This window comes from Paracoccus ferrooxidans (genome assembly GCF_029909815.1).
GTDB lineage: Bacteria > Pseudomonadota > Alphaproteobacteria > Rhodobacterales > Rhodobacteraceae > Paracoccus > Paracoccus versutus.
This window is the reverse complement of sequence record NZ_CP038202.1, coordinates 1-17,947: the sequence shown is the minus strand read 5'-3', so window position 1 is coordinate 17,947 and position 17,947 is coordinate 1. Positions and strand designations below refer to the sequence as shown.

The 17,947-nt window shown below is 67.7% G+C and carries 17 protein-coding genes; 8 read left to right on the top strand and 9 right to left on the bottom strand.

The features are described from left to right. Positions 1 to 48: 48 nt before the first annotated feature. Positions 49 to 1,410, top strand: a complete 1,362-nt coding sequence (locus tag E3U26_RS17110) for an efflux transporter outer membrane subunit (RefSeq protein WP_036754864.1) — start codon at positions 49 to 51, stop codon at positions 1,408 to 1,410. Positions 1,411 to 1,595: 185 nt separating this feature from the next. Here E3U26_RS17110 and hmgA read toward each other — a convergent pair whose 3' ends face one another. After that, a complete protein-coding gene (gene hmgA, locus E3U26_RS17105) occupies positions 1,596 to 2,957 on the bottom strand; it encodes a cupin domain-containing protein (protein ID WP_499106944.1) in 1,362 nt (453 codons plus the stop codon). A gap of 132 nt (positions 2,958 to 3,089) precedes the next feature. On the opposite strand from hmgA, the gene E3U26_RS17100 reads away from it, so the two are divergent. Then, the gene (locus tag E3U26_RS17100; RefSeq protein ID WP_036754869.1) at positions 3,090 to 3,524 is read left to right on the top strand and encodes a MarR family winged helix-turn-helix transcriptional regulator; all 435 of its coding nucleotides are present in this window, start codon (positions 3,090 to 3,092) and stop codon (positions 3,522 to 3,524) included. Positions 3,525 to 3,560: 36 nt separating this feature from the next. Here E3U26_RS17100 and E3U26_RS17095 read toward each other — a convergent pair whose 3' ends face one another. Then, a complete protein-coding gene (locus E3U26_RS17095) occupies positions 3,561 to 3,773 on the bottom strand; it encodes an entericidin A/B family lipoprotein (RefSeq protein ID WP_072462523.1) in 213 nt (70 codons plus the stop codon). Between the two features lie 247 nt (positions 3,774 to 4,020). On the opposite strand from E3U26_RS17095, the gene E3U26_RS17090 reads away from it, so the two are divergent. Beyond that, positions 4,021 to 4,371 (top strand): hypothetical protein, encoded by a 351-nt coding sequence (locus tag E3U26_RS17090; RefSeq protein WP_499106943.1) that lies wholly within the window; start codon positions 4,021 to 4,023, stop codon positions 4,369 to 4,371. A gap of 22 nt (positions 4,372 to 4,393) precedes the next feature. On the opposite strand, the gene E3U26_RS17085 is transcribed toward E3U26_RS17090, so the two are convergent. Continuing rightward, complete coding sequence (locus E3U26_RS17085) at positions 4,394 to 5,158, bottom strand: alpha/beta fold hydrolase (protein WP_243784120.1); 765 nt, start codon at positions 5,156 to 5,158, stop codon at positions 4,394 to 4,396. Between the two features lie 73 nt (positions 5,159 to 5,231). Here E3U26_RS17085 and E3U26_RS17080 point away from each other — a divergent pair, with 73 nt between their 5' ends. After that, positions 5,232 to 5,615 (top strand): hypothetical protein, encoded by a 384-nt coding sequence (locus E3U26_RS17080; RefSeq protein WP_036754880.1) that lies wholly within the window; start codon positions 5,232 to 5,234, stop codon positions 5,613 to 5,615. 782 nt (positions 5,616 to 6,397) lie between these two features. On the opposite strand, the gene glyA is transcribed toward E3U26_RS17080, so the two are convergent. After that, positions 6,398 to 7,681 carry a serine hydroxymethyltransferase gene (gene glyA, locus E3U26_RS17075; RefSeq protein ID WP_114537570.1) on the bottom strand — a complete coding sequence of 428 codons (1,284 nt, stop codon included), beginning with the start codon at positions 7,679 to 7,681 and terminating at the stop codon, positions 6,398 to 6,400. Between the two features lie 142 nt (positions 7,682 to 7,823). On the opposite strand from glyA, the gene E3U26_RS17070 reads away from it, so the two are divergent. After that, a complete protein-coding gene (locus tag E3U26_RS17070) occupies positions 7,824 to 8,573 on the top strand; it encodes an NAD kinase (RefSeq protein ID WP_072462526.1) in 750 nt (249 codons plus the stop codon). Between the two features lie 82 nt (positions 8,574 to 8,655). Next, a complete protein-coding gene (locus tag E3U26_RS17065) occupies positions 8,656 to 10,251 on the top strand; it encodes a peptide chain release factor 3 (protein WP_036754887.1) in 1,596 nt (531 codons plus the stop codon). A gap of 966 nt (positions 10,252 to 11,217) precedes the next feature. Here E3U26_RS17065 and E3U26_RS17060 read toward each other — a convergent pair. After that, positions 11,218 to 11,640, bottom strand: a complete 423-nt coding sequence (locus E3U26_RS17060; protein WP_072463510.1) for an OsmC family protein — start codon at positions 11,638 to 11,640, stop codon at positions 11,218 to 11,220. A 187-nt stretch (positions 11,641 to 11,827) separates the two neighbouring features. After that, a complete protein-coding gene (locus tag E3U26_RS17055) occupies positions 11,828 to 12,964 on the bottom strand; it encodes a deoxyguanosinetriphosphate triphosphohydrolase (RefSeq protein WP_072463509.1) in 1,137 nt (378 codons plus the stop codon). Positions 12,965 to 13,039: 75 nt separating this feature from the next. Here E3U26_RS17055 and E3U26_RS17050 point away from each other — a divergent pair, with 75 nt between their 5' ends. Further along, entirely contained in the window at positions 13,040 to 13,375 is a 336-nt protein-coding gene (locus tag E3U26_RS17050) for a HesB/IscA family protein (protein WP_072463508.1), read from the top strand. Between the two features lie 57 nt (positions 13,376 to 13,432). Further along, positions 13,433 to 14,218, top strand: a complete 786-nt coding sequence (gene xth, locus E3U26_RS17045) for an exodeoxyribonuclease III (protein ID WP_036754905.1) — start codon at positions 13,433 to 13,435, stop codon at positions 14,216 to 14,218. A gap of 95 nt (positions 14,219 to 14,313) precedes the next feature. On the opposite strand, the gene recF is transcribed toward xth, so the two are convergent. From recF to dnaA, 3 genes are all read right to left on the bottom strand, one after another. After that, entirely contained in the window at positions 14,314 to 15,396 is a 1,083-nt protein-coding gene (gene recF, locus E3U26_RS17040; protein WP_114537567.1) for a DNA replication/repair protein RecF, read from the bottom strand. Further along, positions 15,393 to 16,511 (bottom strand): DNA polymerase III subunit beta, encoded by a 1,119-nt coding sequence (gene dnaN / locus E3U26_RS17035; protein ID WP_036754911.1) that lies wholly within the window; start codon positions 16,509 to 16,511, stop codon positions 15,393 to 15,395. Before dnaN ends, recF begins: the two co-directional genes overlap by 4 nt. Before the next feature lie 92 nt (positions 16,512 to 16,603). Further along, a complete protein-coding gene (dnaA, locus tag E3U26_RS17030) occupies positions 16,604 to 17,947 on the bottom strand; it encodes a chromosomal replication initiator protein DnaA (protein ID WP_114537622.1) in 1,344 nt (447 codons plus the stop codon).

The window sequence follows — 17,947 nt, the reverse complement described above, 5'->3', positions numbered from 1 at the left end:
CCGTTCCTTTCGCGCCCGCAAGCCGGGCCACCCAACAGAGAGTTTCGGATGACCCAGACCTTGCCTTTCTCCCGCCGCGGCATCTTGGGCGGGCTCGTCTCCAGTCTGGCGCTGGCGGCCTGCAACCCGGTCCGCTATGCCGCGCCCCGCGCCGAGCTGGCGGCCGAGTTCGCCGCCGATTCGCCCGCCCGCCGCGCCGGGGCGAATGCCTGGTGGGCCGCGTTCCGCGACAAGCGGCTGGACGCGCTGATCGCCACCGGGCTGCGGCGCAACCTGGACGTGCAGACCGCCGTCGCCACCATCCGCGAGGCCCAGGCCAACGCCCAGCTGATCGGCGCCAGCGACCTGCCGCAGGTGGATGTGCAGGGCTCGGCCGCGCGCAGCCGTAGCGAGACCGGGATCGTCGAGACCAGCTCCGCCACGCTGGGCGTGTCCTGGCTGGTCGACCTGTTCGGCTCGACCCGCGCGGCGCGGCAGGGCGCCTCGGCCCGGCTGGACGCGGCCTATCTGTCGGCCGAGGTGGCGCGGCTGACCGTGGCCAGCGCCATCGCCTCGGCCTATGTCGACGCGCGTTATTACCAGGAGGCGCTGGCGCTGACCCGGCAGAGCCTGGAAAGCCGCCGCCGCACGCTGGAGATGACCCGCACCCAGGACGCCTTCGGCAGCGTCTCGCGGCTGGAAGTCCTGCAGGCCGAGCAGCTGGTGGCGCAGGCCGAGGCGGCGCTGCCGGGCCTCGAGGTCGGCTTCGACCAGTCGGTGAACCGGCTGGCCACGCTGACCGCCGGGCGCAGCGCCGAGCTTGCGGCGCAACTGCGCCAAGGCGGTGGCCAGCCGCGCGCGCGCTACAGCGCCAGCGTCGGCGTGCCGGCGGATGTGGTCCGCGTCCGCCCCGACGTGCGCATGGCCGAGCGCAACCTCGCCGCCGCCGCCGCCGATGTCGGCGAGGCGCAGGCCGCCTTCTATCCGCGGCTGACGCTTTCGGGCTCGATCACGCCGACGAATGGCAAGACCTGGGGCTTCGGGCCGCAGATCTCGCTGCCGCTGTTCTCGGGCGGTGCGAACCAGGCCCGGCTTTCCGCGGCGCAGGCGCGGGCGGAACAGGCGCGGCTGGCCTGGCAGGCCGCGGTGCTGGGTGCGGTCGAGGAGGTCGAGAACGCGCTGGCCGGCTATAACCGCGACGCCCGCGCCGTCGCCGCGCAATCGCGGCTGGTCGAGAATGCGCGCGAGACGGTGAACCTGACCCGCAGCTCCTATGAGCTGGGCGAGGCGGATTTCTTCCCGGTCCTCGATGCCGAGCGCAGCCTGCTCTCGGCCCGCCAGGAACTGGCGGCGGCCATCCGCCAGCAGGCGCTGAACTTCGTCGCGCTGAGCGCGGCCTCGGCCGGCGGGGTGGGCCTGCCCGCGGTCTGAGCGCGGCAGGCGGCGCGCCGTCGCCTTCGGCCCGGCACGCCGGTTCTGGCTGGCGGCTGCCCGCCTTGATCCCGGCGCCGCGCCGGGAAAGGCGGGGAATGCTGCCCGCGTCCTTCTTCGCCCCCGACGCTCAAGCCGTTCGGCGGGGGCGAGCGGGCGGATTGATGCACCGCACCGCTACCCGCTTATTGGCCGCCGGGGGTTCCGTCGAATTTCTTCTCCAGTTGCTGCCAGACCTGGACATAGTCGCGCTGCATCGGCGCCTCGCGGGCGGCGAATTCGGTCAGGTGCTGGGGAAAGCGGGTTTCGAACATGAAGGACATGGTGTTGTCCAGCTTCTCGGGCTTCAGCGCGGCGTTCGAGGCGCCCTCGAAGGCGCCGCGGTCCGGCCCATGCGGCAGCATGCAATTGTGCAGGCTGATGCCGCCCGGCGCGAAGCCCTGGGGCTTGGCGTCGTAGATGCCATAGATATTGCCCATCAGCTCGGACATGATGTTCTTGTGATACCAAGGCGGGCGGAAGCTGTGTTCGGCCACCTGCCAGCGCTCGCGGAACAGCACGAAATCGATATTCGCCGTCCCCTCCTGCCCCGAGGGCGCGGTCAGCACGGTAAAGATCGACGGGTCGGGATGGTCGAACAGCACCGCGCCGACGGGCGAATAGGTGCGCAGGTCGTATTTATAGGCGCAGTAATTGCCATGCCAGGCCACCACGTCCAGCGGGCTGTGGTCGATCCAGGTCTCGTGGAACCGGCCGCACCACTTGATCACCACGCGGGAACGCGCCTCGCGGTCCTCGAAGGCCGCGACCGGGCATTTGAAGTCGCGCGGATTGGCCAGGCAATTGGCGCCGATGGGGCCGCGGTTCGGCAGGTCGAATTTCTGCCCGTAATTCTCGCAGACGAAGCCGCGGCACGGGCCCTCCAGCACTTCGACGCGATGGACCAGGCCGCGCGGGATGATGGCGATTTCCCGCGGCTCCAGGTCGATCACCCCCAGCTCGGTGCAAAAGCGCAGCCGGCCCTCCTGCGGGACCACCAGCAATTCGCTGTCGGCCGAGAAGAAATATTCGTCCTGCATCGAACGCGTGACCAGGTAGACATGGCTGGCCATGCCGACCTGGATGTTCACGTCGCCGGCGGTGGTCATGGTGCGCATGCCGGTGATCCAGGTCAGCGCCTCCTCCGGGACCGGGATCGGATCCCAGCGATACTGCCCCAGGCTGACGATGTCGTCGCGCACATTCGGCGCCGTCTTCCAATAGGGCAGGTCGATCGCGGCGAAATCGCCGGTATGCCGGACCGAGGGGCGGATGCGATAGCACCAGGTCCGCTCATTCCGGCCGCGCGGCGCGGTGAAGGCGGTGCCGGAAAGCTGCTCGGCATAAAGCCCATAGGCGCATTTCTGCGGGCTGTTCTGGCCCTGCGGCAGGGCGCCAGGCAGGGCCTCGGTTTCGAAATCATTGCCAAAGCCGGGCATGTAGCCCGGATGCGTGCCGGTGGTGACGGTCGCGCGGATCATGCCGCCGGGCAGAGCAGGGCTGGTCATCGGGCTCCTCCCTGCAAGATCATTGCAGTTGCAACGATAATGCCGCCTGGGCCGCAGGCCTGTCAAGCGCCGCCCATTCCTGTTGCCAAGGCGACGAATCCTTGCTGTTCTGGCCGGAAAAAGAGGTGCCCCATGACCTTTCGGCTGGACGCTTTCCTGCCCTATCGCCTGTCCGTGGCGGCGGCGCAGGTCAGCCGCCGATTCGCCGCGCTCTACGAGGCCGAGGCGGGGCTGACCATCCCCGAATGGCGGGTGCTGGCGCATCTGGACCATTCCGGCGCGGTCAGCATCCGCGACATCCATGCCCGCGTGAACCTGGACAAGTCCGTGGTCAGCCGTGCCGCCTCGCGCCTGCAGGGGGCGGGGTTGGTTCGGAAATCGGGCAACGACGCCGACCGGCGGCTGATCGTGCTGGAACTGACGCCCCAGGGGCAGGCGCTGATGCTGCGGCTGGGCCGCATCGCCGAGGCGTTCCAGGCCGATCTGCTGGCCGAACTGGGGCCGGATGCCGCCGCGCTGGACCGGCTCCTGTCGCGGCTGGCCGGCAAGGAGACGGGCGCGGCCTAGCCCGCGACGGCCTGGACAGCCGGCCGGCCGCCTGGATCAGTAGGGCGCGGGCGCCACTTCCGGCGGCGTATAAGGGGCCGGTGCGGCTCCATAGGGGGCCGGCTGTCCCATCTGCACCTGGCTGTTTGCCGCCTGTTCGCTCAGCAACTGTCCCGCGGTCTGCATGTCCCGCCCCGCGCCCTGCATCGTCTCGCAGCCCGCGACCGCCATGCCGGCCAGGCAAAGGCCGACCGTAACCATCCGACGCATGCTCGTTCCTTTCTTTTTTCTGCTCGTTGTCGGCAAAGCCTAATCTCCTTGGCAAGCCGCTCAAGTCACAGCCGGGCCAGCGCCCGCCCGATCGGCAAGGATTGTCTTGAAAGGGACGCTCCCGCAGGCGGATCCCGGCCGATCCGGCTGGGCGGGGCCCGCCACGCGGCCCCGTGACAACTTGACGCAAGTCAAGCGGGCCGCCGCGCAGCTGTGCCAGAACGCCGGGATCAAGAGAGGAAGTTCCATGGACCTGAATGCGCGCAAGACCATGCTGATCATGCGGCGCAGGGCGCTTCTTGCCGACCTTGCCTCTATCGGAAAGGCATTGCGCCCTGCCGGCCTGCAGGATGCGAAAGCCGCGCAAGAGAGGGTCTTTCACGCGCTCGGCAGGGTCCAGCAGATCGAGGACGGCAGCCAGGCAGAGGTGATCCGCCTGGGCTACCTTGGCCGGGATGCGCGGGCAGTGGTGCCGGAGCTGATGGTGATCGCCGCCGAGCGGACGACCGGATGCCAGGCGATTCCGAACAGCCTGCGCAGCCGCATCCCCGGCGATACCGGCGAGGCGAGGCTGTCGCTGCGCTGTCCCGACGGCTGAAGGGCCCGTGCCGCCGGCGGGATCAGTCCAGGAAGGCCGCCACCGCTTCGGCGACCTCGGCCGGGCGGTCGGCATGCAGCCAATGTCCCGCGCCGGGGATGACGCGGATCTCGGCCTGGGGGAAATATTCGCGGATCGCCTCGGCTTGCGGCGCGCGGCAGTAATCCGAATCCGCTCCGGCCAGGAACAGCGCGGGGCCGGTGAAACCACCCTTGGGCGCCCCAGGCCAGCCGACCAGCCGGGGCATCTGGTCCTGCAACGCCGGCAGGTTGAACTTCCAGCGCGGCGGATCGGCCTTGAGGTCCAGCGATTGCAGCAGAAACGCCCGCACGCCCGGATCGGCGACGTGTTCGGCCAGCCGCGCATCCGCCTCGGAGCGCAGGCGAAGCCCGGCAAGGTCCACCGCCTCCATCGCGTCGATCAGGCCGCTCTGGCTGTGGCCATAGGCGAAGGGGGCGATGTCCATGACGACCAGCCGGCGCACCAGGTCGGGCTGCGTCAGCGCCAGCATCATCGCGGCCTTGCCGCCCATCGAATGCCCCAGAACATCCGCCCGGCCGCCCTGCGCCGCGATCACTTGGGCCAGGTCGCCGGCCAGCGCGGCATAGCCATGGTCGGGATCGTGGAAACTGTCGCCATGGTTGCGCATGTCGACCGAGATCACCCGCCGGCTTTCCCCCAGCCGCCGCGCAAGGCCGCCCAGGTTGCGCCCCGATCCGAACAGCCCATGTGCCAGCAGCACCGGCGGGCGATCCGAATCCATTCCTGTCATCGTCATGTTCAGCATCATGCGTGCAGCCTAGCGGCACTGGCGAAGCGGCGCCAGAGGCGCTAGCCTTGGCGAAAACGGGATGGGGGCGATGGGCATCGAAAGCATCCGGCCGATGGCGGACGAGGTCGCCAGCCTGATGGCGGCGCGGTTCGGCGGCCTCAGGCGCGGCCAGCAGGCCGATCTGGAAAGCATGCTGCGCAAGCGCGGCGGCGCGCTGCCGCGGCGGCTGCGGCGCGAGGCGCGCATCCTGGCCGAGGCCGACCGCAAGGCCGGCCAGCCCAAGCTGGCGCGCCAAGTGGATTTCACGCGACTGGAACATGCGCACAAGGCGCTGACGGCCTATCTGCGGCCGCTGGGGCAGGGGATGCGGCTGCGGGGCGGCGCGGCCAGCATCGCGGCCAGCGTGCTGTTCGGCCTGCTGCTGCTGGGTGCCGTCGCCCTCTGGATCATGACCCGCCGCGGGCTGATCTAGGGTCGCTTGCCGGGCGCCGGCAAGGGTGTCGCGATTCGTGGAGAGGCCCTTCCACGTCCTCTCGGAAGGCCTGCTTTTCAACCGGACCCACGGGTTACGTTGGATCGCGCTTCTTGCAAGACTAGGCCGTCGCCGGGGATGGAGTGGCCGCGCGGTTCAGTCATCTGCGCCGAACTGGGCGTCTTGCGCCGGAAAGGCCGCCGCGGGCTGATCGGAACGGCGCTTGCTCTGCGCCGATGGAGATGTCCCGATTTGTGAAGAGACTTGCCGTGCGCCTTGCTGGAAGTGCGGCCGCATGCTTGTTTCTTTATATAAATCAGTGGATTGCGATGGATTGCCGCTTTTTCCAAGATTGTCAGGGCCGTCGCCGCAGTATCTGTGCCAAGCCGGCACGCTGGCCGCAGTCGCCGTGAGGTGACCTGAGCTTCGCTTGCTCCCTGCCGGTGAAGGTGTTGCGATTCGTGAAGGGGCCCCGCCGCACGTCTTGTCCGCATCGCCCGCTTTGAAGCCGGCTCGACTGGCTCCGGTGGACCTGATTCTTGCAGCACCGTCGCCGCTGGCGTCAGGACAGCCGCGCGGTCGGCTCCGGGTTGCGCGCCTTGTGGTAGGTTCGGCGCTGCCGGGCGAAGCGAGGAACTGTGCCGGCTGGGCGGGACGGCAAAGGAGGGAGAGGCCCGGATACCGGCCCAGGTGCCGGGGCCGCCCTGCTGTCCGGCCGGGGCAACGGCTGGCGGGGCAATAAGGGGCGGCGCGGGTTCGTTCGGACCCGCGCCGCGCCGGGATTACATACCGTTATAAAGCGGGAAGCGGGCGCAAAGCGCCTCGACCTCGGCCTTGACGCGGGCTTCCACCTCGGCATTGCCTTCCTCGCCGTTCGCGGCAAGGCCATCGACGACCTCGACGATCCAGCGGGCGATCTGGCGGAACTCTTCTTCCTTGAAGCCGCGAGTGGTGCCGGCGGGGGCGCCCAGGCGGATGCCCGAGGTCACGAAGGGTTTTTCGGGGTCGAAGGGCACGCCGTTCTTGTTGCAGGTGATGTGGGCGCGACCCAGCGCCGCCTCGGTCGCCTTGCCGGTCACGCCTTTCGGACGCAGGTCGGCCAGGCACAGGTGGTTGTCGGTGCCGCCCGAGACGATGTCGATGCCGCCCTTCATCAGCTCGTCCGCCATGGCGCGCGCATTGGCCACGACCTGCGCGGCATAGTCCTTGAATTCGGGGCGCAGCGCCTCGCCGAAGGCCACGGCCTTGGCGGCGATGACATGCATCAGCGGGCCGCCCTGAAGGCCGGGGAAGACGGCCGAGTTGATCTTTTTCGCGATGTCGGCGTCGTTGGTCAGCACCATGCCCCCGCGGGGGCCGCGCAGCGACTTGTGGGTGGTGGTGGTCACGACATGGGCGTGCGGCAGCGGCGAGGGATGCTGGCCGCCGGCCACCAGGCCCGCGATATGGGCCATGTCCACCATCAGCCAGGCGCCGACCTCGTCCGCGATCTTGCGGAATTCAGCCCAGTCCCAGACGCGCGAATAGGCGGTGCCGCCGGCCAGGATCAGCTTGGGCTTGCTCTCATGCGCCTTCTTGCGGATCTCTTCCATGTCAAGCAACTGGTCCTGCTGGCGCACGCCGTAGCTGACGACATTGAACCACTTGCCGGACATGTTGACCGGCGAGCCATGCGTCAGGTGCCCGCCCGAGTTCAGGTCGAGGCCCATGAAGGTGTCGCCCGGCTGCAGAAGCGCCAGGAACACCGCCTGGTTCATCTGGCTGCCCGAGTTCGGCTGGACGTTGGCATATGCGCAGCCGAACAGTTCCTTGGCGCGCTCGATCGCCAGTTCCTCGACGATGTCGACATACTGGCAGCCGCCGTAATAGCGCTTGCCCGGATAGCCCTCGGCATATTTGTTCGTCAGCACCGAGCCCTGCGCTTCCAGCACGGCCTTGGAGACGATGTTTTCCGAGGCGATCAGCTCGATCTCGTCGCGCTGGCGGCCAAGTTCCTTGCGGATGGCGCCGAAGATGTCGGGGTCGCGGCTGTCCAGCGTCTCGGTGAAGAATCCGGTGTCGGTCATCTGGTCCTCATGCAAAAAGCGGCTTGCCGGCCTTCTAGCGCCTTTCGCCGCGCCCCGCTAGGACGGATGCGACGCCTTGGTGGTAGATATTCCATGCGTCGCCGGGACTTGCTTCCGCCCGGCGGCTGGCCATGATGGCCGCATGAAGATGCATTTCATCGCCTCCAGCACCGAAACCGCCGTGACCGCCGCCGAGACGCTGTCCGCGCGCTACGGCCATGTGCCGATCCGCGAGGCCGAGGTGATCGTGGCGCTGGGCGGCGACGGGCTGATGCTGTCGGTCATGCACCAGAATCGCGGCCTGCCGGTCTATGGCATGAACAGGGGCACCGTGGGCTTTCTGATGAACGCCTATTCCGAGGACGACCTGCCCGGCCGCATCCGCGCCGCCGAGGAAACCGTGGTCAATCCCCTGGCCATGACCGCCGGCACCACCGACGGGCACGAGCATTGCGCGCTGGCGATCAACGAGGTCAGCATGCTGCGCGCCGGACCGCAGGCGGCGCGGCTGCGCATCAGCGTGAACGGCCGGGTGCGGCTGGAGGAACTGATCTGCGACGGTATGTTGCTGTCGACCCCGGCGGGCTCGACCGCCTACAACTATTCGGCGAACGGGCCGATCCTGCCCCTGGGCTCGGACGTGCTGGCGCTGACCGCGATCGCGCCCTTCCGTCCGCGGCGCTGGCGCGGTGCGATCCTGCCCAAGTCGGCGACGGTGCGCATCGACGTGCTGGACCCCGACAAGCGCCCGGTGATGGCCGATGCCGATTCGCGCGGCGTCGATTCGGTGCTGTGGGTCGAGATCCGTTCGGAAAACACCATCCGCCATCACCTGCTTTTCGACCCCGGCCACGGGCTGGAGGAACGGCTGATCCGCGAACAATTCGTCTGAGCCGCGATTCCGTTCGAGCCCGATTCCCTTTGAGCCGCGATTCCATTTGAGACTGTGCGCGGCGCGCGCTAAACGGCCGGGCATGATGAACCGTCCCGAACTTCCGCCCGAAATCGCCCGCCGCCGCACCTTTGCGATCATCTCGCACCCGGACGCGGGCAAGACCACGCTGACCGAAAAGTTCCTGCTGTTCGGCGGCGCGATCCAGATGGCCGGCCAGGTCCGCGCCAAGGGCGAGGCGCGGCGCACGCGCTCGGACTTCATGAAGATGGAGCAGGACCGGGGGATTTCGGTCTCGGCCTCGGCCATGAGCTTCGATTTCGGGCCCTATCGCTTCAACCTGGTGGACACGCCCGGCCACAGCGATTTCTCCGAGGACACCTATCGCACGCTGACCGCGGTGGATGCGGCGATCATGGTGATCGACGGCGCCAAGGGCGTCGAAAGCCAGACCCGCAAGCTCTTCGAGGTCTGCCGGCTGCGCGACCTGCCGATCCTGACCTTCTGCAACAAGATGGACCGCGAAAGCCGCGACACCTTCGAGATCATCGACGAGATCCAGGAAAACCTGGCCATCGACGTGGCGCCGGTCAGCTGGCCCATCGGCATGGGCCGCGACTTCATCGGCGCCTACGACCTGCTCAACGACCGGCTGGAGATCATGGACCGCGCCGACCGCAACAAGGTGGCCGAGTCGATCCAGATCAGCGGGCTCGACGATCCGAGGCTGGCCGAGCATGTCCCCGCCGACCTGCTGGAAAAGCTGCGCGAAGAGCTGGAGATGGCGCGCGAACTGCTGCCCGCCTTCGACCGCAAGTCCTTCCTGGAAGGGCACATGACGCCGATCTGGTTCGGTTCCGCCATCAACAGCTTCGGCGTCAAGGAGCTGATGACCGGCATCGGCGAGTTCGGCCCCCAGCCGCAGCCGCAGAACGCCGCCGAGCGCCAGATCGCCCCCGAGGAAAAGCCGGTGACGGGCTTCGTCTTCAAGGTGCAGGCCAACATGGACCCCAAGCATCGCGACCGGGTGGCCTTCGTCCGCCTGGCCTCGGGGCATTTCGAGCGCGGGATGAAGCTGTTGCACGTCCGGTCCAAGAAGCCGATGGCGGTCAGCAACCCGGTCCTGTTCCTGGCCGCCGACCGCGAACTGGCCGAGGAGGCCTGGGCCGGCGACATCATCGGCATCCCGAACCACGGCCAGCTGCGCATCGGCGACGCGCTGACCGAGGGCGAGGCGCTGCGCTTCACCGGCATCCCGTCCTTTGCGCCCGAGCTTTTGCAGACGGTGCGCGCGGGCGATCCGATGAAGGCCAAGCACCTGGAAAAGGCGCTGATGCAATTCGCCGAGGAGGGCGCGGCCAAGGTGTTCAAGCCGATGATCGGCTCGGGCTTCATCGTCGGCGTGGTGGGGGCGCTGCAATTCGAGGTGCTGGCCAGCCGCATCGAGCTGGAATACGGCCTGCCGGTGCGCTTCGAATCCTCGCAATTCACCAGCGCGCGCTGGGTGTCCGGGCCCAAGGACAAGGTCGAGGCTTTCGCCAATACGAACAAGGGCCATATGGCGCAGGACCATGACGGCGACCTGGTTTACCTGACGCGGCTGCAATGGGACATCGACCGCGTAGAGCGCGACCATCCCGATCTGAAGCTGACGGCGACCAAGGAGATGATGGTGTAAGCGCGCCGATCTCGGCAAAAGCCCGGCTTGTCTGACGGGCTATGGTGCGCGCATGTCGCCCCGCGGTTCCTGAACGGCGTGGAGGAGCCCACAAAGCCGACCTTCGCCAAAGGAGTTATCGTAGGCTGACCTTCATCTTTGCTGATATCGCGGTTTTACGCAACACACCGGGGGGGGGTAGCAGTGTACGACCAATTAGTTCGTGAAATAGGCGGGCGATGGAGCCGACCTTTTGTGACCGAGGGGGACCCATTTGCTGTCGAGATAGCGATTGTCGGACTCAATCCTGCTACGCCCATAACGCCGGCCGAATGCCCTATAGAGACTTATAGTGAGCTTTTAACCGACAGATCTGCTTTCGAAGAAGTTTATCAGCGGCTCAGGGTCGCGAGAGGTAAGTCCAGTACTTCACCTACACGCAAGCGGCTGTCTCAGCTCGTAGAGGCCTATTCTCAGTTCCGAGTAGCAGAAACTAATTCGAATGCGCTCCCCACGAAGGACTCGTCGGAGTTGCAGCGGTCTCCAGTTCGGTCCATCGGCGCACAGATCGCAACGGACTATTTGTCCTCTCTACGGCCGCTGATGGTTATCGTTCATGGCGATGAAGCAAAGCAGGCCGTACTGGGTCGTCGCATCTTGGAATGTGGCCCCGCCAATCTCTCTTCCGGGCCGTTTCACCAATTTGGGGATGCCAAATGGATGGGCCGACCAACTAGGTGTCTCCTGATCCCGCATCTCGTCAGCAGAGCCAAGGGCTGGGACAGAATGGAAATTGCGCAAATAGTTTCGCGATGTCGGCCATGATCGGGCTGTTGAGGCTACCGGCGTGACGGCAGTGTGAGGCGATGCATTCCGCCAGCGAGGATAGTTGCCGCTAAGCGGGATTACCGAATGTCCGCTCCGTCCCGCATAACCGCCGCCTCGACCGCATGCGGCACGGCGCAAGGCCGCACCGCATGGCCGATCTTACGCCACCGTCACGTCCATCGTCACTTCGGCGTTCAGCACCTTGCTGACCGGGCAGCCCTTTTCGGCCTTGCGCGCGCAATCCTCGATCACCGCCTTGTCGCCGTCGCCCCAGATCTTGGTGTTCAGATGCGCGGTCTTGATGGCGAAGCCGTCGCCTTCCTTGGCCAGCCCGATCTCGGACGTCGTCTCGATCCGCACATTGCCGATCCCCGCCTCTTGCAGGATCATCGACAGCGCCATGCTGAAACAGGCGGCATGGGCCGCGCCGATCAGCTCCTCGGGGTTGGTGCCGGGCAGCCCCTCGAAGCGGGTGTTGAAGCCATAGGGCTGGCTGCTCAGCGCCCCGGACTTGGTCGAAAGCGACCCCTTGCCGTCCTTGAGCCCGCCCTCCCATTTCGCCGAACCGGAATTCACGATCATCGCCGTTCTCCTTTTCTGCCGTGACCTGGGGGGCGAACGCGCGATCCCTTGCGCGGGTTCAATCGCCCGTCCCCGGCGCGCAGGGAAAGCGTAGCACAGCCAGCGTGCCCGCCACGGTATAAAGCCCCGTCCCCCGGCGCGTAGGGAAAGCGCATGCCGGCCATCCCGTCGCCAGCGGCGCCCGTCCTCAGCCCAGCAGGCGCTGCGCCTCCTGGATGGCGAAGCGGTCGGTCATGCCGGCGACGTAGTCCAGCACCACTCGCGCGCGCCCGGTCTCGTCCCCGGCGGCCTCGGCGGCCTCGAACCAGGTCGGGGGCATCTTCGAGGGGTCGGCCAGGAACAGCGGGAACAGCCCGTTCAGCATCTCGGTCACGCGCTGCCTTTCGACCACCACCGAGGGGGCGCGATACATGCGCTGGAACAGGAACAGCTTGATCGCCTTGAGATTCTGGTAAAGCGGCTTGGAAAAGCGGATGATCGGCCCCTCCATGTCGCGGATGTCCTGCGCGCTTTGCGGCTGCAGGCTGGTCAGGCGGTTCTGCGCCACCGCGATCACATCCTCGACCATCACGCCGAAGACGCGGCGCAGCGCCTCGTGCCGGCGCCGCATCGGCGCCAGGCCGGGATGCAGGGCATCGACCTCGGCAAAGGCCTCGCCGACGACGGGCAATTGTGCCAGATCCGCCTCGGTGAACAGCCCCGCGCGCAGCCCGTCATGCAGGTCGTGGTGGTTATAGGCCACGTCGTCGGCCACTGCCGCCACCTGCGCCTCGGCGCTGGCATTGCTGTGCAGCTCCAGATCCCATTCCGCATTCACCTCGGCCAGGGCATAGGGCAATTCGCCGGTCACGGGACCATTATGCTTGGCGATGCCCTCCAGGCTTTCCCAGGTCAGGTTCAGCCCGTCGAAATCGGCGTAATGCCGTTCCAGCCGGGTCACGATGCGCAGGGCCTGGGCATTGTGGTCGAAGCCGCCATAGGGCGCCATCAGCGCGGCCAGCGCATCCTCGCCGGTATGGCCGAAGGGCGGGTGGCCCAGGTCATGCGCCAGCGCCACCGTCTCGGCCAGGTCGGTGTTCAGCCCCAGCGCGCCGGCGATGGTGCGGGCGACCTGCGCCACCTCGATCGTATGGGTCAGGCGAGTGCGGTAGTAATCCCCCTCGTGCTCGACAAAGACCTGGGTCTTGTGCTTCAGCCGGCGGAAGGCGCTGGAATGGATGATGCGGTCGCGGTCGCGCTGCCAGGGGCTGCGAAAGGTGGACATGCGCTCGGGCCAGCGGCGGCCGCGGCTGTCTTGGGGCTGGCAGGCATAGGGTGCCGTCATCTGGTCCTGCGTTCCTTGCGAGGGTTCGGGCCAGAGCCTATATTCCAGACCGGAAGTCGGAAACGGGAACGCCCCATGAACACAGGTCTGAACCTGCCCCCCAAGGTCACCGAACGCGCCTTTGCGCGCCTGGCCGAGATCAACGAAGGCGGCCCCGCCCGGCCCCTGCGGGTCGCGGTCGCGGGCGGCGGCTGCTCGGGGTTCCAGTATGACATCCGCCTGGACGAGGCGGCCGAGGACGACCTGGTCCTCAGCGGCGCCGGGCAAACCGTCGTGGTCGATCCGGTCTCGCTGCCCTTCCTGGCCGGCGCCACCATCGACTTCGCCGACGAATTGATCGGGGCCCGCTTCACCATCGACAACCCCAATGCCAGCGCCTCCTGCGGCTGCGGCACCTCGTTTTCGATCTGACCGCGGGTTTTCGATCCGGTCTGGCGCGGGCGCGCCGGGCCGGCTAGTCTCGCGCGCATGAAGATCGCGACATTCAACATCAACGGCATCCGTGCCCGTATCGAGACCCTGACCGGCTGGCTTGCCGAAGCCCGGCCCGATGTCGTGGTCCTGCAAGAGATCAAGACCCAGGACGAGGGCTTCCCGCGCGAGCCGATCGCCGATCTGGGCTACAATATCGAAACCCACGGGCAAAAGGGCTTCAATGGCGTGGCCATCCTGTCGAAGCTGCCGCTCGAGGATGTCAGCCGCGGCCTGCCGGGCGACGACGGCGACGAACAGGCCCGCTATATCGAGGCGACGGTGGTCGGCCATCGCGCGGTGCGCATCTGCGGGCTTTACCTGCCCAACGGCAATCCGCAGCCGGGGCCGAAATTCGACTACAAGCTGGCCTGGATGGAGCGGCTGCACGCGCGGGCCAGGGCGCTGCTGGCGACCGAGACGCCGGTGGCGATGCTGGGCGACTACAACGTCATCCCCGAGCCCCGCGACGCCGCCTTCCCGGAAAAATGGCTGGACGATGCGCTGTTCCAGCCCGAAAGCCGCGCCGCGCTGCGCCGCATCCTGTTCGACGGCTGGGCCGATGCGGTGCGCCTGCGCCATCCGGGCAGCACGCGCGGCCCCTTCACCTTCTGGGACTACCAGGCGGGCGCTTGGCAAAGGGACAACGGCATCCGCATCGACCACGTGCTGCTGTCGCCGCAGGCCGCCGACCTGCTGATCGACGTCGGCATCGACCGCGACGAACGCGCCAAGGACAAGCCCAGCGACCACGTCCCGGTCTGGATCGACCTCGACGCCTGATGCGCTTCTCCGTTGGACAAATACCCAGGAAACGGCCGAGCGTCCCGGCGTCCGAAGGGTGGTCCCGACGGACAAGGAAACCCGTCAGGGCCCGATCACGAACCGTCCCCGACCAGCCGCGAGCTGTCGCCTTCGCGCGCGACCGCCAGGGATTGCGCCCGGCCGCTCAGCGCCGCGAACAGCTCCGGGCCGGTGCCGGTCAGCCAGGCCTGCGCCCTGAGTGCGCAGATCTCGTCGTAAAGCGCGGCGCGGCGGTCGGCATCCAGATGCGCCGCCACCTCGTCCAGCAGCAGCACCGGGCTTTCGTCGGCCAGCGCACGGGCATTGGCCAGGATCAGCGACAGAAGCAGCGCCTTTTGCTCGCCGGTCGAGGACAGGGCGGCGGGCATCGCCTGCGGCCCCCAATGCGCGCCCAGATCGGCGCGGTGCGGGCCGGTCAGCGTGCGCCCGGCGGCCATGTCGCGGCCGCGCCCCTCGGCCAGCCGGGCGGCGATGCTGTCCGGGTCGGGGTCGTCGGCCGCGCCTTCGCCGGGCAGCAGCACCAGGCTGGCCCAGGGAAAGGCGGTCTCGGCCCCCTGCTGCGCCGCCATGATCCGGGCGATGGCGTCCAGCCGGTTGCGCGTCAGGGCCGCGCCCGCCTCGGCCATCTGCGCCTCCAGCGCGCGATACCAGCCGGCGTCGCGCACCTCGTCGCGCAGCAGCCGGTTGCGCTCGCGCATGGCCTTGTCGTAAGCCAGCGCATCCTCGGCATGGCCGGGCGTGAAGCTCAGCGTCACCCGGTCGAGGAAGCGCCGCCGCTGTTCGGGCGCATCCGTCCACAGCCGGTCCATGGCGGGGGTCAGCCAGATCACCCGCATCAGCCGGCCAAGCGCCAGCTGGGTCGAGGGCTTGTCGTCGATCACCACCTCGCGCGGCTGGCCGGGCAGGGCGCGGGTCAGCACCTGATGCTGGCCGATCTCGGCCCGGATCTGCCAGCCGACGTCGGGCCCCTTGCGGGCCTGGTCGCCGGGCGCCGCGCCGCGCATGCCGCGGCCGGGCGACAGCATCGAGACGGCTTCCAGGATATTGGTCTTGCCCGCCCCGTTCGGGCCATGGATGGCGATGGGGCGGCGGTCGGCCTCGATCTCCAGCCTGGCCCAGCTGCGGAACTGGGTCAGGTGCAGGCGGCTCAGCGTCACACGCGCATCGGCATGACGACATAGACCGCGCTGGTGTCGCCGCCCTCGCGGATCAGCGCCGCGTCGCCCGAGCCGTTGAACAGGAAGACCGCGTTCTCGCGCTCGATCTGGCTGGCGATCTCGTGCAGGTATTTGGCGTTGAAGCCGATCTCCAGCGGCTCGTCGGCATAGGCGACCGGCAGCTCTTCGTCCGCCGCGCCGGCATCCGGCGCGTTCACCGACAGCACCAGCCGGTCCTCGTCGAGCGACAGCTTGACGGCGCGCGAACGCTCGCTGCTGACCGTCGCCACCCGGTCCACCGCCTTGGCGAAATCGCCGGCATCGACTTCCAGCTTGCGGGTATTGCCCGAGGGGATCACGCGGGAATAATCCGGGAAGGTGCCGTCGATCACCTTCGAGGTCAGCGTGATCGTCGGCGTGGCGAAACGCACCTTGGTCTCGCTGACCGAGACGGCGATCTCGGCCTCGTCATCGTCCAGAAGCTTGCGCAGTTCGGCCACGGTCTTGCGCGGCACGATCACGCCGGGCATGTCCTCGGCCCCGGCGGGCAGCGGCGCGTCGATCCGCGCCAGCCTGTGGCCGTCGGTCGCGACGCAGCGCAGGCTGGGCCCGTCCTCGGCCTGCGCGACATGCATGTAGACGCCGTTCAGGTAATAGCGGGTCTCTTCGTTCGAGATGGCGAATTTCGACTTGTCGAACAGCCGCCGCAGCACCGCCGCGGGGGCCGAGAAATTCGCGCTGTATTCCGACGAGGACATGACCGGGAAATCCTCGCGCGGCAGGGTCGCCAGGCTGAAGTTCGAGCGCCCCGCCTGCACCGAAAGCCGCCCCGAGGCGGCATCCAGGCTAAGCTGCACCAGCGCGCCGTCCGGCAGCTTGCGGGCGATGTCGTTCAGCATCCCAGCCGAGACGGTGGTGGCGCCGGGCCGCTCGACCTGCGCCGTGGCGCGGTCCACGATCTCGGTATCCAGGTCGGTTGCGCGGAAGCTGACGCCGTCCGGCGCGGCCTCGATCAGCACGTTGGCAAGGATCGGGATCGTGTTGCGGCGTTCGACCACGGACTGGGCCTGGGAAACGGCTTTCACCAGATCGGCACGTTCGATCGAAAATTTCATGGTCAACCCTTATGTCGTTCTGGCCTCGTCCCGCACCCGGCGACGCGGGGCGCCAATGTGGCACAATCCCGCGCAAGGTCAAGCAGATGCGTTCACGCCTCCAGCAGGCGACGCAGCAGGTCGATGTCCTCGGCCAGGCTGCGGTCCGAGCCGCGCAGCTCCTCGATCTTCCTCACGCCATGCATGATGGTGGTGTGGTCGCGCCCGCCGAAGCGGCGCCCGATCTCGGGCAGGCTGCGCGAGGTCATCTGCTTGGACAGATACATGGCGATCTGCCGCGGCCGGGCGACGGTGCGCACCCGCTTGGGGCCGATCATGTCGGCCAGGCGGATGTTGTAATGCTCGGCCACTTTCCGCTGGATCTCCTCGATGGAAACCTTGCGGTCGTTGGCGCGCAGGATGTCGGCCAGGCATTCCTGGGTCATGTCCAGCGTGATCTCGCGCCCCATCAGGCTGGCAAAGGCGAACAGCCGTTGCAGCGCGCCCTCCAGCACCCGGACATTCGAGGTGATGCGATGGGCCAGGAACTCCAGCACCCCCGGCGCGATCTGCAAGCCGGGATATTGCGCGCGGAAACTGTCGGTCTTGCTTTGCAGGATGCCCAGGCGCAGCTCGTAATCGGTCGGGTGCAGGTCCACGACCAGGCCGCATTGCAGGCGCGACTTGATGCGCTCTTCCATGTCCTTGATCTCGCCCGGCGCGCGGTCGGCCGAGATGACGATCTGCTTGCCCTGGTCGACCAGGGTGTTGAAGGTGTGGAAGAATTCCTCCTGCGTGGAATCCTTGCCGGCGATGAACTGCACGTCATCGACCATCAGCACGGAAACGGTGCGGAACAGCTCCTTGAAATCCATCACCGTGCGGTCGCGCAGCGCCTGGACAAAGCGATACATGAACTGCTCGGCCGACAGGTAAAGCACCCGCGCCTCGGGCTGGCGGATCTGGATCTCGCGGGCGATGGCATGCATCAGGTGGGTCTTGCCCAGGCCGACGCCGCCGTAAAGGAACAGCGGGTTGAAGGTGACGGGGCCGCCCTCGGCCACCCGGCGGGCGGCGGCATGGGCCAGCTCGTTGGGCTTGCCGACCACGAAATTCTCGAAGGTGAAGCGGCTGTCCAGCGGCGCGGCCAGCTCCTCCTCGCCCGCGGGGCGCGGGGCGGGGCGCTTGACGGCGGGCGCCGCGGCCTGGCGCGCGGTTTGGCTGCGGGTCTGGAAGCTCAGGCGCTGCACGGGGCCGCCCATGCGGTCCAGCACCTTCAGGATGTCGTCGCTGTAATGGCGCGAGACCCAGTCGGACAGGAAACGGGTCGGGCAGGCGATGGTGGCGGTGCCGTCCTCGACGCCGGTCAGGCGCAGGGGCTCGATCCAGGTCGAGAAACTGTCGGCTCCGACGATCTTCTGAAGTTCTTCACGCGCCTGCCCCCAAAGTCTGTCCAT

Excerpts from the sequence above, each read along its gene's own strand:
- E3U26_RS17110 (WP_036754864.1), top strand. The coding sequence starts at position 49 with ATGACCCAGACCTTGCCTTTCTCCCGCCGCGGCATCTTGGGCGGGCTC.
- hmgA (WP_499106944.1), bottom strand. The coding sequence starts at position 2,957 with ATGACCAGCCCTGCTCTGCCCGGCGGCATGATCCGCGCGACCGTCACC.
- E3U26_RS17100 (WP_036754869.1), top strand. The coding sequence starts at position 3,090 with ATGACCTTTCGGCTGGACGCTTTCCTGCCCTATCGCCTGTCCGTGGCG.
- E3U26_RS17095 (WP_072462523.1), bottom strand. The coding sequence starts at position 3,773 with ATGCGTCGGATGGTTACGGTCGGCCTTTGCCTGGCCGGCATGGCGGTC.
- E3U26_RS17090 (WP_499106943.1), top strand. The coding sequence starts at position 4,021 with ATGGACCTGAATGCGCGCAAGACCATGCTGATCATGCGGCGCAGGGCG.
- E3U26_RS17085 (WP_243784120.1), bottom strand. The coding sequence starts at position 5,158 with ATGCTGAACATGACGATGACAGGAATGGATTCGGATCGCCCGCCGGTG.
- E3U26_RS17080 (WP_036754880.1), top strand. The coding sequence starts at position 5,232 with ATGGGCATCGAAAGCATCCGGCCGATGGCGGACGAGGTCGCCAGCCTG.
- glyA (WP_114537570.1), bottom strand. The coding sequence starts at position 7,681 with ATGACCGACACCGGATTCTTCACCGAGACGCTGGACAGCCGCGACCCC.
- E3U26_RS17070 (WP_072462526.1), top strand. The coding sequence starts at position 7,824 with ATGAAGATGCATTTCATCGCCTCCAGCACCGAAACCGCCGTGACCGCC.
- E3U26_RS17065 (WP_036754887.1), top strand. The coding sequence starts at position 8,656 with ATGATGAACCGTCCCGAACTTCCGCCCGAAATCGCCCGCCGCCGCACC.
- E3U26_RS17060 (WP_072463510.1), bottom strand. The coding sequence starts at position 11,640 with ATGATCGTGAATTCCGGTTCGGCGAAATGGGAGGGCGGGCTCAAGGAC.
- E3U26_RS17055 (WP_072463509.1), bottom strand. The coding sequence starts at position 12,964 with ATGACGGCACCCTATGCCTGCCAGCCCCAAGACAGCCGCGGCCGCCGC.
- E3U26_RS17050 (WP_072463508.1), top strand. The coding sequence starts at position 13,040 with ATGAACACAGGTCTGAACCTGCCCCCCAAGGTCACCGAACGCGCCTTT.
- xth (WP_036754905.1), top strand. The coding sequence starts at position 13,433 with ATGAAGATCGCGACATTCAACATCAACGGCATCCGTGCCCGTATCGAG.
- dnaN (WP_036754911.1), bottom strand. The coding sequence starts at position 16,511 with ATGAAATTTTCGATCGAACGTGCCGATCTGGTGAAAGCCGTTTCCCAG.
- dnaA (WP_114537622.1), bottom strand. The coding sequence starts at position 17,947 with ATGGACAGACTTTGGGGGCAGGCGCGTGAAGAACTTCAGAAGATCGTC.